Source organism: Cobetia sp. BMC6, assembly GCF_029991385.1.
GTDB lineage: Bacteria > Pseudomonadota > Gammaproteobacteria > Pseudomonadales > Halomonadaceae > Cobetia.
On record NZ_JAKUMF010000011.1, the window covers coordinates 95,462 to 108,224 of the forward strand.

At 62.3% G+C, this 12,763-nt stretch carries 9 protein-coding genes and 2 tRNA genes; 4 read left to right on the forward strand and 7 right to left on the reverse strand.

Annotation, left to right across the window (positions count from 1 at the left end):
- Nucleotides 1-489 precede the first annotated feature (489 nt).
- The 3 genes from MKZ40_RS15480 to gltX all read right to left on the reverse strand — a co-directional run bounded on the left by MKZ40_RS15480 (nt 490) and on the right by gltX (nt 2,297).
- A tRNA-Glu gene (locus tag MKZ40_RS15480) sits at nt 490-565 on the reverse strand.
- A gap of 18 nt (nt 566-583) precedes the next feature.
- Nucleotides 584-659: transfer RNA gene (locus MKZ40_RS15485), tRNA-Ala, on the reverse strand.
- Between the two features lie 162 nt (nt 660-821).
- Nucleotides 822-2,297 (reverse strand): glutamate--tRNA ligase, encoded by a 1,476-nt coding sequence (gene gltX / locus MKZ40_RS15490; protein WP_175090452.1) that lies wholly within the window; start codon nt 2,295-2,297, stop codon nt 822-824.
- A 257-nt stretch (nt 2,298-2,554) separates the two neighbouring features.
- On the opposite strand from gltX, the gene cydD reads away from it, so the two are divergent.
- From cydD to MKZ40_RS15505, 3 genes are read left to right on the forward strand one after another with little or no spacing between them, the layout of a single operon-like run.
- On the forward strand, nt 2,555-4,399 hold the full coding sequence (gene cydD / locus MKZ40_RS15495) for a thiol reductant ABC exporter subunit CydD (protein ID WP_175090451.1): 1,845 nt from the start codon (nt 2,555-2,557) through the stop codon (nt 4,397-4,399).
- Entirely contained in the window at nt 4,396-6,258 is a 1,863-nt protein-coding gene (gene cydC / locus MKZ40_RS15500) for a thiol reductant ABC exporter subunit CydC (protein WP_175090450.1), read from the forward strand. Before cydD ends, cydC begins: the two co-directional genes overlap by 4 nt.
- Nucleotides 6,259-6,295: 37 nt before the next feature.
- Nucleotides 6,296-7,108, forward strand: a complete 813-nt coding sequence (locus MKZ40_RS15505) for an SDR family NAD(P)-dependent oxidoreductase (RefSeq protein WP_175090449.1) — start codon at nt 6,296-6,298, stop codon at nt 7,106-7,108.
- Between the two features lie 19 nt (nt 7,109-7,127).
- Here the strand turns inward: MKZ40_RS15505 and MKZ40_RS15510 are convergent, their stop codons facing one another.
- From MKZ40_RS15510 to MKZ40_RS15520, 3 genes are all read right to left on the reverse strand, one after another.
- Complete coding sequence (locus MKZ40_RS15510; protein ID WP_175090448.1) at nt 7,128-8,027, reverse strand: LysR family transcriptional regulator; 900 nt, start codon at nt 8,025-8,027, stop codon at nt 7,128-7,130.
- 440 nt (nt 8,028-8,467) lie between these two features.
- On the reverse strand, nt 8,468-9,529 hold the full coding sequence (gene corA / locus MKZ40_RS15515; RefSeq protein WP_175090447.1) for a magnesium/cobalt transporter CorA: 1,062 nt from the start codon (nt 9,527-9,529) through the stop codon (nt 8,468-8,470).
- 951 nt (nt 9,530-10,480) lie between these two features.
- Nucleotides 10,481-11,035: a carboxymuconolactone decarboxylase family protein gene (locus MKZ40_RS15520; protein WP_175090446.1), complete on the reverse strand. Its 555-nt coding sequence runs from the start codon at nt 11,033-11,035 to the stop codon at nt 10,481-10,483.
- A 296-nt stretch (nt 11,036-11,331) separates the two neighbouring features.
- Between MKZ40_RS15520 and MKZ40_RS15525 the strand changes: the two genes are divergently transcribed.
- A complete protein-coding gene (locus MKZ40_RS15525; protein WP_175090445.1) occupies nt 11,332-11,940 on the forward strand; it encodes a TetR/AcrR family transcriptional regulator in 609 nt (202 codons plus the stop codon).
- 43 nt (nt 11,941-11,983) lie between these two features.
- Here the strand turns inward: MKZ40_RS15525 and MKZ40_RS15530 are convergent, their stop codons facing one another.
- Nucleotides 11,984-12,613: a hypothetical protein gene (locus MKZ40_RS15530; RefSeq protein ID WP_175090444.1), complete on the reverse strand. Its 630-nt coding sequence runs from the start codon at nt 12,611-12,613 to the stop codon at nt 11,984-11,986.
- Nucleotides 12,614-12,763 lie beyond the last annotated feature (150 nt).

Below are 12,763 nucleotides of genomic sequence, written 5' to 3' on the forward strand. Positions count from 1 at the left end.
CACGGCCTCGCACTGAAAACGCCTCATTCCAACGCCATATGGACGCGGGAATGAGGCGTTTTTCGTGCCGCATCGCAACATCCCAGACAGCAGCAGCGCTCGGCATGCTTTTCCACACTATCTGTGGATAACCTCGTTGATAACCCCTAGACAAGCGCGGCGAACCAGCATGACAGCGGGCTTACCAACAGATTGCACAAAATTTAACCAGCGCATAAGCCATTGATATAAAAGAAATTTTTGGCAACACGAAGTGAGCGCCAGCCACAGGGGCCGCACTTTGGGAGGAGATGCAGGGGGAGATGTGACAGCGCGCGAACAGTGGACAAGACACGAGGTCTGTCAAGGGCGACTTGGGGATAACATGCTTTCTGCCGACACACAGGCTGTGCATAAGCCAGAATCAGGGACAAAAAAAACACACCCCGCAAGGTGTGCTTTTTTGTTGACTTCACGAGACCTGAAAGGTGACTCGAGATGTCTGAAGAGTGGCGTCCCATAGGGGGTTCGAACCCCTGTTACCGCCGTGAAAGGGCGGTGTCCTGGACCACTAGACGAATGGGACGCAGTCGCTTGAGAAACTTGGTGGAGCCTAGCGGGATCGAACCGCTGACCTCAACACTGCCAGTGTTGCGCTCTCCCAGCTGAGCTAAGGCCCCGTCTCTCAGGAACGAGGCGTATCTTACTGATAACCCTCGGGGTCGTCAACTTCTTTCTCACACAATTCTCATCGTGCTGCTGCAAGGCATGGCCCCCATGACGACAGACGTCACAGGGGCCGGCATCCGCACACCGCAGACACCTTGCCGGTCGCGATATTCTTACAGGTCGCGATATTCCTTCTCGAAGCGCTTGGCAGCCTTCTTGGAAACACCACCCAGCACGGCCACGGCGTGGCGCAGACGCGCGCGCGTCATGTCGGAGCCCAGAATGACCATCGCGTCCATCACCGAGGTGGAGGTCGCCGAGCCGGTCACCGCCACGAATACCGGCGCCAGGAAGTCCTTCATCTTGAGCCCGAAGTGCTCGGAGAGCAGCTTCACCTCCGCCAGCAGATGCTCCTTGTCCCAGCGGCTCACGGCTTCAAGCTTCCAGGTCAGGAACTGCATCTGACGCACCAGGTCTTCGCCTTCCAGCTTCGCCTTGGCGAAGTCGTCCGGCGTGATGGCCGGCAGGCCGGAGAAGAAGTGCCCGGCCAGCGGAATCGCCTCGGACAGCGTCTCGATGCGCGGCTTCACTTCCGGCAGGATCTGCTTGACGTAGGACTCGTTGAAGGCCCACTGACGCAGTTCGCTCAGCAGCTCATCCTCGGACAGATCGCGGATGTAGAGACCGTTCAGCCAGCTGAGCTTCTCGACATCGAACACCGGGCCACCCAGCGAGACACGCTGGATATCGAAATGCTCCTGCATCTCGCTCAGGGTGAACTTCTCGCGTTCGTCCGGCATGGACCAGCCCAGACGACCGAGATAGTTGATCACCGCCGCCGGCAGGTAACCCATGCGACGGTAGTAGAGGATCGACGTCGGGTTCTTGCGCTTGGACAGCTTGGTCTTGTCCGGGTTGCGCAGCAGCGGCATGTGGCACAGTTCCGGCATCTGCCAGCCGAAGTATTCATACAGCAGCTGATGCTTGGGCGCCGAGTTGATCCACTCCTCGCCACGCATCACGTGGGTGATCTCCATCAGGTGATCATCCACCACGTTGGCCAGGTGGTAGGTCGGCATGCCGTCGGACTTGAGCAGGATCTGCGCATCGACCTGGGCCCAATCGACCTCGATCTCGCCACGCAGCATGTCCTTGACCACACAGGTGCCGCTTTCCGGCACGTTCATGCGGATGACGAAGGGCGCGCCCGCCGCTTCACGACGAGCCACTTCTTCTGCCGGCAGCGCGAGGTCGGATGGCTTGAGCGCCATGTGCAGACCTTCGGCCTTGCGCGACTCGCGCAGCTCGTCCAGCTCTTCACTGGTGCGATAGCACTTGAAGGCATGGCCGGCATCGATCAGCTGCTGGCAGTGCCTGGCGTAGATATCGCCACGCTCACTCTGACGGTACGGGCCGTGCGGACCGCCGACATCCGGGCCTTCGGCCCATTCGATGCCCAGCCAGCGCAGCGAGTCGAGGATCATCTGCTCGGATTCACCGGTGGAACGCGTCTGATCGGTATCCTCGATGCGCAGAATGAACTCGCCACCGTGCTGACGAGCGAAGCACTGGTTGAACAGGGCGATGTAGGCGGTGCCGACGTGGGGATCACCAGTCGGCGACGGTGCGATGCGCGTACGAACGGTCATGTGGAGTCCAGTAGTTCGAGAAGAGAGGGCAACAAGCGTCTCGGCAATGACTGACTGCCGGGGCGTGAAATCACGCTGCTGTCTCAGCAGCAAGTGCTGGGGCATATTATACGCAAGGTGAAGATGTGCGACAGTGCGTCGCCGTGTACCAACGCTCTCTCGGCGGTAAGCTTGCGCCAGATGCGTCATTCTCTGCCTTGAGACATGACGCCAGCGCTTCCCTGCAACTATCTCTGCCACCACCGGCAGGAGCATGAATGCCCCGAACTGCCGCTGTACCCGATGTTTCACCCTCCCCCACCGATGCCACTGCCTCGGCAGAATTCGTGCCACGCCGCTGGCTGGAGACACTGGCACGTGCCGGTGGCCGCTGGCCCCAGCTCGCCATCCTGTGCGCCCTGCTCTCGACACTGGTCCTGCTCGCCCAGGCCTGGGCCATCGCCCGCCTGGCCCAGGGCGTCGCGATCGACCGCGAAGGCCTGGCGACACTGTGGCCGGCCATCGCGGTACTCGCCGCCAGTCTCTCGCTGCGCGGCGCGCTCACTGGCCTGCGTGGCTATGCCGGCACGCGCGCCAGCCAGCAGATCCGTCGTGGCCTGCGCGAACGCCTGCTGCAGCGCTTCGCCGAACTCGGCCCGCTGTGGGTGCGTCGCCAGCATCGCGCCAGTCTCGCCAACCGCGCCTGGGACCAGGTCGAGTCACTGCACGGCTACTATGCCGACTTCCGCCCGCAGACACGCCTCGCGGGGCTGATTCCGCTGATGCTGCTGTGTGTGGTGTTTCCGCTCAACTGGGCGGCCGGCCTGATTCTCGCCACCACCGCACCACTGGTACCGATATTCATGATTCTTGTCGGCATCGCGGCGCGCAAGCGCTCGCAGGAGCAGTTCCGGGAGATGGACCGCATGGGCCGTCACTTCATGGACCTGCTCACCGGTCTCAAGACCCTGAAGCTGTTCGGCAGCGCCAGACGCGGCCCCCAGGTCGAGGCAGTCAGCCATGCCTTTCGCAAGCGCACCATGCGCGTACTGCGCCTGGCCTTCCTGTCCTCCACGGTGCTGGAATTCTTCACCGCGGTGTCCATCGCGCTGCTGGCGGTCTACCTCGGCTTCCATTTCCTCGGCCACCTGCAATTCGGCACCTGGGGCGACTCACCGCTGACCCTGCAGACCGCACTCTTCATTCTGGTACTGGCGCCCGAGTTCTATCAGCCGCTGCGCGAGTTGGGCGTGCACTATCACGCCAAGGCCGAGGCCGAGGCTGCCGCCAGTGACCTCGCCCCCATCGTCGGCAGCGCTCCATTTATCCAAGAGTCGGATGGTGAAGCGGGCGCACTGACGCGCAACCCCGACAGCGACTTGCCCGCAGCACGCCCTAAGTCCCGCAAGTTGCACTCGCTGATGCTGGAAGAGGTCTGTGTGCGCTATCCCAATCAGTGGAACCGCCAGACCAGCACGTTGACTCCACCGGCACTCGGGCCACTGACCCTGCGGATCACCCAGGGCGAGCGTGTCGCGCTGACCGGCGCCTCCGGTTCCGGCAAGTCGACGCTGCTCAATCTGCTGCTCGGCTTCGTCGAGGCCAGCGACGGCCTGCTGTATCTCAATGGCCATCCGCTGAGCCACGGCCTGCCGCCGGGCATGGCGGCCTGGGTCGGTCAGGAGACGGTGGTGCTTTCCGGCACGCTGGCCGACAACCTGCGTCTTGCCAGGCCTCACGCCAGTGACGCACAGCTCGAAGCGGCGCTGGACAATGCCGACCTGCTCGACTGGTACCAGCACCTGCCGCGAGGGCTTGAGACGCGCCTTGGCGAGGGCGGTCAGGCGCTGTCCGGCGGTCAGGCACGCCGTCTGTCACTGGCCCGCGCATTCTTGCATGACGCGCCACTGGTGCTGCTGGATGAACCCACCGCCAGCCTGGACGCCGACAGCGAAGCGCGCGTGATTGCCGCGCTCAAGCGTCTCGGCGAGGGTCGCACCCTGCTGCTGCTGACCCATCGACCAGAGCTGCTGACGCTATGCCAGCGCCTGATTCATCTGGACGATGGCCAACTGGTGCAGGACCGCCCGCTCCCCCGCCCGACGCCGCGAGGTGACGCATGAACCGCGCCATCCGCAAGCCCGCGTCTGACACGCCCATGCCTGTCACGGCCAGTGAGCCAGCACTGGCCGAGCCACACGTCGAACAGCGCCCACGTCTGCGCGAACTGACGCCGTATCTGGCCTTGATGCGCGAGCATCGCGGCTGGCTGGGTATCGGTGCCCTGCTGGCACTGATCACCCTGCTGGCCGCCACCGGTCTGCTGGCGCTGTCGGGCTGGTTCCTCTCCGCCACCGCCGTGGCCGGCTTGAGCGTCGTCACCACCCAGGCCTTCAACTTCTTCACCCCGGCGGCAGGTGTGCGCGGTCTGGCGCTGGCGCGCACCGCCGGGCGCTATGGCGAGCGGGTCACCACCCATGAGGGCACGCTGCGTCTGTTGGCGAGCCTGCGCCGCCGCCTGTTCGAAGCCATCGAGCCGCTCTCCCCCACCGCCCTGCAGCATGCCGGACAGGGAGAATTGATGACCCGCCTGGGCGCTGATGTCGACGCCCTCGACAGCCTCTACGTGCGCGTATTGATTCCCTCGCTGGTGGCGGTCTGCGCCATCCTCGCCGCCGGCACGCTGATCGGCATCTTTGCGCCGACACTGGCGCTGGTGGCGGTGATCGGGCTGGTGCTGACCGGCGGACTGGTGCCGTGGCTGGCATGGTGGCGGGGTAGCCGTGACGCCATGCGTCATCAGTCCTCGGCCAGCCGCCTGCGCGCACGCCTGCTTGAGCGCCTGCAGGGACTGGGCGAGCTGGTGATCTATGATCGCTGGAATGAAGAGCTTGAGCGCCTGGCCGAGCAACAGGCCGAGCGGGACCGCATCGAGCGCACCCAGGCACGCCGTCAGGCACTGGCCAGCTGGCTGAGTCACAGTCTGCTGGGGCTGACGCTGGCCGGGGTCGCCCTGCTCGGCGTCATGCAGATGGCGCCATATGCGAACGACGACATCACGACGCATTCTGGCGAGCTGCTCGATGGTCGTCTGCTGGCGCTGTTCCTGCTGGCGGTACTCGGCGCCTTCGAGGCACTGGCGCCACTGCCGCTGGCCTGGCAGGGGCTCGGTCGCTGTCTGTCGGCGGCCGCGCGCCTCAACGGCGTGCAGGCCAATACGCCGGCGGCCCAGTTCCCCAGTGGCTCTGAGGCTGCCACGCCGGTGGGACACGCCTTGGAGATCGAGCAGCTGAGCGTCACCCACGGCGACACGCCGGTGCTTGAAGAGCTGTCGCTGACACTGGCCGCAGGCGAGCATCTGGCACTGCTCGGCCCGTCCGGCAGCGGCAAGAGCACCCTGCTGGACGTGCTCAGTCGCTTCCATGTCCCCAGCGCCGGACGCATCACGCTGGGCGGCGTGGCGCTGGATTCACTCGACGAGGCCACGCTGCGTGCAAGCTTCGCGGTCTGCCCGCAGGACACGCATCTCTTCTGTGCCAGCTACACCGACAACCTGCGCCTGGCCGCTCCCGAGGCCAGCGATGAGGCACTGACGCGCATGCTGGAAAGCCTTGGCCTTGGCGACTGGCTGGCCCGCCAGCCACAGGGGCTTGCCGGCTTCCCGGATGAAGGGGGGCGTTCATTGTCCGGTGGCCAGCTGCGCCGCTTCGGTGTGGCGCGTGCGCTGCTGTCACCAGCGCCGATCGTGCTGCTCGATGAGCCCTGCGAAGGACTGGACCGCACCAGCGCCGAGCAGGTGATGAGCGCGATTCTCGCCGCCTGCGAGGGCCGCAGCCTGATCATGATCACCCACCAGCCGCTGGGGCTGGAGCGCTTCGCGCGTCTGGCGCTGCTGGAAGCGGGCCGCCTGCAGGAAGACACCACCCCGACCACACTGAGCCGCGATTCCCGCCTCGCCAGGCTGATGGAGCGCACTGCCTGACGACAGTCACATTCGGCCACTACAGAGGGAGACATGCATGGCAGATAGCAGACTGGAAGATCAGCCATTGGCGGCGGACACCTTCGCGCGCCTGCCACAGGGCTTCTGCGCACTGGTCACCGGCGCCAGCGGCGGGATCGGGCGGGCGCTGATCGCTGAGCTGCTCGCCCATCCGCACTGCGGAAAAGTGCTGGCGGTGAGTCGCGATGTCTCATGCCTTTCGGCGCATCCCGAGCTCGAGACGCTGGAGGCCGACCTGACCACCGAGCAAGGCACCGCGCGCCTCGAGGAGTGGCTGACACAGCAACTGGATGGGGAGAGCGAGACGGGGCAGCCACCGGCGCTGATACTCAACGCGCTGGGCCTGCTGCATGACGAGCGCGAGCAGCTATGGCCGGAGAAACGCCTGGAGGATTTGAGCCTGGCGGCCCTGACGCATCTGCATCAGGTCAATGCCTTCGCCCCGGCCCTGCTGCTGGGGATGCTGGCGCCACGTCTGCGCCGACGCACGCCAGTGATCTTCGCCTCGCTGTCGGCGCGGGTCGGCTCGATCTCCGACAACCGCAGCGGCGGCTGGTATGCCTATCGCGCCAGCAAGGCAAGCCACAACATGCTGCTCAAGACCGCCGCCATCGAGATCGCACGGCGCAATCCCGAGGCGCTGCTGGTCGCGCTGCATCCCGGCACCACCGACACCGGCCTGTCGACGCCCTTCCAGGCCCGCGTGCCCGAGGGCAAACTTTTCACGACGGGGTTCGTGGCGCGCCGTCTGCTGCGCGTCGCCTGCGAACTCTCGCCCACCGCCAGCGGCGGCTTCTACGACTGGGCCGGCCAGGCCATCGATTGGTAACCCTCTCGGTAGAGGCGACTCAGAGCTGCAGATGCTCCTGAAACCACTCGGTGATGAAGTCGAGGTAGGCGCGGGTCTTGTCGGGCAGGTACTTGCGTGAACGGAACAGCACCACCATCGAGCCATGCTCGTTCCAGTAGGGCTGCAGCAGCGGCACCAGTTCACCACTTTCCACTGCCGCGCGGGCCGAGAAGGTCGGCAGGTAGGCGAGACCGAAGCCGGCCTTGGCCGCCTCCACCACGCCGAGCAGATTGTTGATCACCAGCCGCGACTCCGGCTCCACATCGAAGGGCTGACCATTGAGCGTGAAGCGCCAATGCGCCCCCAGGTCGTAATTGCCGTAGAAGATGGTATCGAAGGCGCGGATATCCTGGGGCTGCACCGGCGGTGCATTGACACGCGCCAGATAGTCCGGCGCCGCATACAGGCCATAGACCACCTTGCACAGCGGCCGCGAGACCATCGAGGAATCCGGCAGCGGCCCCATGCGAATCGCCAGGTCCACTGACTCATCGATGGGCTCGAAGCGCTGATCCTCGAGCAGAATCTCGACGCTGACATCCGGGTAGCGACGCATGAAGGCGGTGGTCGGCGCGGCCAGATACATGAAGCCGAACGACACCTGTGCCGAGACCTTGAGCTGGCCTATCGGCTGCGAGGTCACGGACTGTACGCGGGCCTCGGCGGATTCCAGCTCCTCGCGGATGCGCAGGCCGTGCTCGTAGTAGATGCGCCCCGCCTCGGTGAGATGCAGCTTGCGGGTCGATCGATTGATCAGGCTGACGCCCAGCTGCTCTTCCAGTGCCGCCACCCGCTTGGACGCCAGCGACTTGGAAATTCCCAGTCGGCGCGCCGCCGCCGTGAAACTGGCCGCGCGCACGACTTCGACGAAGACGCGCAATGCATCAAGTGTCGCCATGTTTCTCCCTTTCCCTCGCTCTGCAACCGCCATGGCCTCTGGACACGGCCAGACACCCCATCTATCTCTCAGGTTTCCATATTGGAAACCCTAGTTTTCAATTGTACGCGCTTATTCTCCAAAGCGCGGCACCCTATACTGTGCGCCACGAACATGCGGGAGCAGGCGCGTCGCGGCATCGGCCGCCTGCTCCCGGACTAGACCGACGACGGCCGGGCCTGCGTGGCGCAGCCCGACCGTCCAGGTTCGCGCTCAGGTAGTTGCACTGCTCATCCCACCGATTCCCGGTGACTGGTCTGCATGGCGACGCCCCCACGCGCGGTTTCGCTGTCGGCCCATCCCGGGCCTCGGTGGCGATCTTCAGTGTTGTAATGCAAGTTTCTTGTGCGCTTGGCTGTCTCACGACGCCAGGCGCTTTTTTTATGTCTGTCTTCAGTGACTTACAGCCACTTCTTCCACTTGAAGAACAGATAGGTCGAGAGCGCCGATACCCCCATCAGGCACAGCGCGAAGGGATAGCCCCAGTCCTCGTCCAGCTCCGGCATCCAGTGGAAGTTCATGCCGTAGATGCTGGCGATCAAGGTCGGCGGCATGAAGACTACCGCCGCCACCGAGAAGATCTTGATGATGCGGCTCTGATCGAGATTGGTGAAACCGATCGAGGCATCGAGCAGGAAGTTGACCTTGTCGAAGATGAAGGTGGTGTGCGGATTGAGCGAGTCGATGTCGCGCAGCATGTCGCGAATCTCCTGCCGTCGCGATTTCTGACGTGGCGCCGAGGGCAGATGGCGCGTCAGCTGACGCAGCAGGCGCTGACTGTCCAGCAGCGACTGGCGCACCTTGTCGTTGTAGCGCTCCTGCAACAGGATGCCGTGCAGGGTGTCTTCCAGCGCCTCGGGGTGCACCGCCTGCTTGCCCAACGCCTCCAGGGCCCGGTAGATATCCTCGATCTCATCGGCCAGGTAATCGACCTTCATCGCCAGCAGCGCCAACAGCACTTCCCAGCCATCCTCCGGGCTCAGTCGCTGGCGACGCAGGTGATTGCGGAACAGCCGCAGCAGGCCGATATCCTCGTGGCGCATGCTGATCAACTGGCGCCCATGCAGATGAAAGGCGACGTTGGCCGTCTGCGGCTCGCGCCCCTTGCGATGCGGAAACAGCGAGACGACGTGGATGCCATCGCCTTCCAGATAGAAGCGCGACGACGACTCGATCTCCTCCAGCTCCTCGACATCAGGCAGCTCCACCGTGAACTGTTCGCTCACCCAGCGCTTTTCCTGCTCATCCGGCTCGCAGAGATCGATCCACAGCACATCGCTACGCACCAGAATCGGTGGCGCCAGCTCGTCATCGGCCAGCAAGCTGGCATGCAGGACTGCCGCCTCTTCAGCGCTGTCCGCCAGGCGCGGCGGCGCATCGGGCTGACCGGGCTGCGGGTCAGGCAACACGATATGTTCGCCGCGCAGGCGGCCATCATCGTGCAGTCGATAGAGTGTGATCATGATGACTTCCTCGAAAGGCCCCGCAGGTCTCGCCTGTGCACTGAGCGATGGCGATGGCTGACGACCAAGGCCAACCGTCTGAAAAGGCAGCGAAACCCGGGCACCTTGGCGGCGTACGAATAGAGTGTCGTCATTCTAAACGAGATGGCGAGCCAGCGGAGGCCGAGCGACGGGGCGCAACAGGCGTGAGCGGGGAGGCAAGCGGGGAGCGGCCGAAGGGAGACCGAGATCGAGCGCCAGAATAGAGCGCCAGAGAAAAGCGCCAGACAGGAATAAAGAAGCACCAGACACGAAAAAAGGCGACCCGTGAGAGTCGCCCTAAGACCGTGACTAGCTTGATGAGGAGAAACCCGAACAGGGGCCTGACTCCGCTGTTCTGGCTACCGCATTCCATGGCGGGAAGCGATGAATCCAGATTATGCTCTCCAGTAGACGCCGTCAATACTAATGAGAAATATTTTCATTAACATTGAGTCAGCGTTTATCTCACGCGTCGCTGGCCTCCCCTCACCGGCTGACGTATCATGGCGCCAGAATATCAAGGTCGTGACTGGCCTGATGAGACGCTTACCAGGGACCTGACATCCAAATCTGGTGAGCACGAAGCACCGCTCGACTCGCAAGCCTTCCTCCCTGTCATTGGCAGACGGAAAGTGAGTGAACCGAAAAGCGCTTCCGGACGCCTCCCTCGTGCAAGCGAAGGAGGCGTCTTTTTTTGCGCATAAAAAAGCGGCCCACCCCGTAGGATGAGCCGCTGGCAAGGACCGTAAAACTGTCTGATGAGAAGCCTCCCGGACAGGGGCCTGACTCCACTGGCCGGGACACCGCTACCCATGGCGGGGAAGCGATGACCCCAGAATATGACCCGCGGGCTCAGACGTCAACACTAATGAGAAATATTTTCATTAGCATTGAAGAGTCAGGCACTTGCCGCCGCCTCTCGCCTCGGCTTCAGCCCTGCTTGTGCCACTCGAACTTCTTGAACGGCTCGTCGATCGGCGTCTCGGCCAGGTGATTGGTGTAGTTGCTCATCACCTTCTGGGACAGGCCCAGAATCACTTCCAGCACATTGCGCTTGGTATAACCGGCATCGAGGAAGGTCTGCACGGTAGCGTCATCGACGAAGCCACGCTCACGCACCACGGCCAGCGTGAAGGTGCGCAGGGCTTCCAGACGCTCGGTCGGCAGCGGCGTCTCGTTGCGCAGTGCTTCGGTGATGGCGTCATCCACCTTCATCGACTTGGCGATGCCGGTATGCGCCGGTACACAGTAGTGGCAGTTATGCTCGACGTTGATGGTCTGCCACACGACGGTGGTCTCTTCATCATCGAAGCTGCTGTCGAGGAATAGCTGGTGCAGCACCTGGTAGCCTTTCAGCAGACCCGGTGCTTCCGCCATCACGGCGTGCAGGCCCGGTACCATGCCGAAGGCTTCGACGGACTTGCCAAGCAGCGGCTTGCTGTCCTGCGGGGCATTGTCGGCGGTATACAGCGTGAAATCAGTCATGAGAACTCCTTCGGGATGAGGGGCGAGATGCGCGGTGTCTCAGGGGCGGGCTGCCAGTCAGTGGCATGAAGCCTCGAGCAGCGCCCCTGAAGATGCAGGGCAACACATGAGCGAACGCTCAAAATCAAGCCTGGAAACCGCTGCACTGCGTTGTCGGGGAACACACTAGCTGGATTTGAGCGATCATTCAAGTTAAAATTGAGTACTCACTCAACACCTTGCTCCTTGTAGACTGCCCACTTCGCCGAGCCGCGCGAAGACAGGCGTCACTCGTGAGCCCCATCGTCAGGACAGCCATGCCACGCGCGACCTTGCACAACCGCCAGGATTCCCTCGAACGGGCGCTCAATCTCTTCTGGCAGAAGGGCTTTCATGCCACGTCGCTGAAGGACATCGAGCGCGCGCTCGACATGCGTCCCGGCAGCATCTACGCCACCTTCGGCAGCAAGGACGGCCTCTTCCAGGAAGCGCTGGACTGCTACTCCGCGCGCAGTCTGCGTGAGATGGAAAGCCTGATGGCCAGCCACGACTCGCCATTGACCGCCCTCGCCACCTATATCCGCAAGCTCGGCGGATTGCGCGACTGCGAGGTGCCGTCCCGCGCCTGCATGCTGGCAAAGAGCCTGCTGGAACTCGGCGAGCGTGAACAGGCCGCCCGTGACAAGGTCGAGATGCTGCTCGCCAACATGGAAGCCCGCTTCCGCCAGGCCTTCGCGGACGCCCGCGACGCCGGTGAACTCATCGACCCCGAGCGCCCCGCTCACCAGCCGGAACGCCTCGGCCGTCGCCTGCAGGCCGAAGTCATGGGCCTGCGCGCCTACGCCCAGCGTGAAGGCGAAAGCGAAGCCGTCCGCCAGCTCGCCGAAGACATCGCCCAGGATATCGAGGCGCTGCGCTTAACTTAACCACAAAAATATTGGGTGCCAATATCACAGGCATCCATATAACCTAACTAACATACTCTTTCATAGAGAGCCTTCCACCATTTAGTACTTTAAGTACCGATGGTCTATCTATTTCACTTCCTATACCGCCTGCTGTATCGATCGCGTAATTTACAAAATCAAGCATTAAATCGGTAGGACTCTTTCCACGCGAGCGATAGTATTCAAATACTATTTTGGCATTATTTTCGAACTGAGACCGCATACCCAAGACGACTATATCATCCTCAGGCACTTCCCCTTTATTTACTTCTATCTCATAAAGACCGGTGAATCCCCTAACAAGCGACATGCTGTATTTAAAAAGTCGATATTTCCTTTCAACTGGGCAATATACACCTAGAGCAAATTCAGTATAGAGTGATCGAAAGCCTTCTTCATCAATCTTATATTTTTTTGCAGAAGAAACTGCGGACTTTATAGAGTGGAGAACATTGTCAGAAATGACATCTGCTGTTAACAATCCTTCATAGTCTGTAGGTAGAAACATATCTTCACCCCACACATCCCCACCCGGCATTCTTTCTAAAGGGTTATCCTGACAATGCCTGACCACTTTATAGGCACCCGCACCACCATCTGATTCTATATAGGTAATTCTAAGCTTGCCCAAATGCTCTGTTATACTATTCATTATGTGTTGTGCTGTCAGAATCCGGCTCTTCGACGTTTCATGTGGATTTGGCTTCATCCAGCATGCGCCCCACGGGGCTGCCGATCAGGTAGATCATCGCAATGAAATTGCTTTCGTTTCGGTAGCCGCGAGCGCGAGATCTGGCAGCCT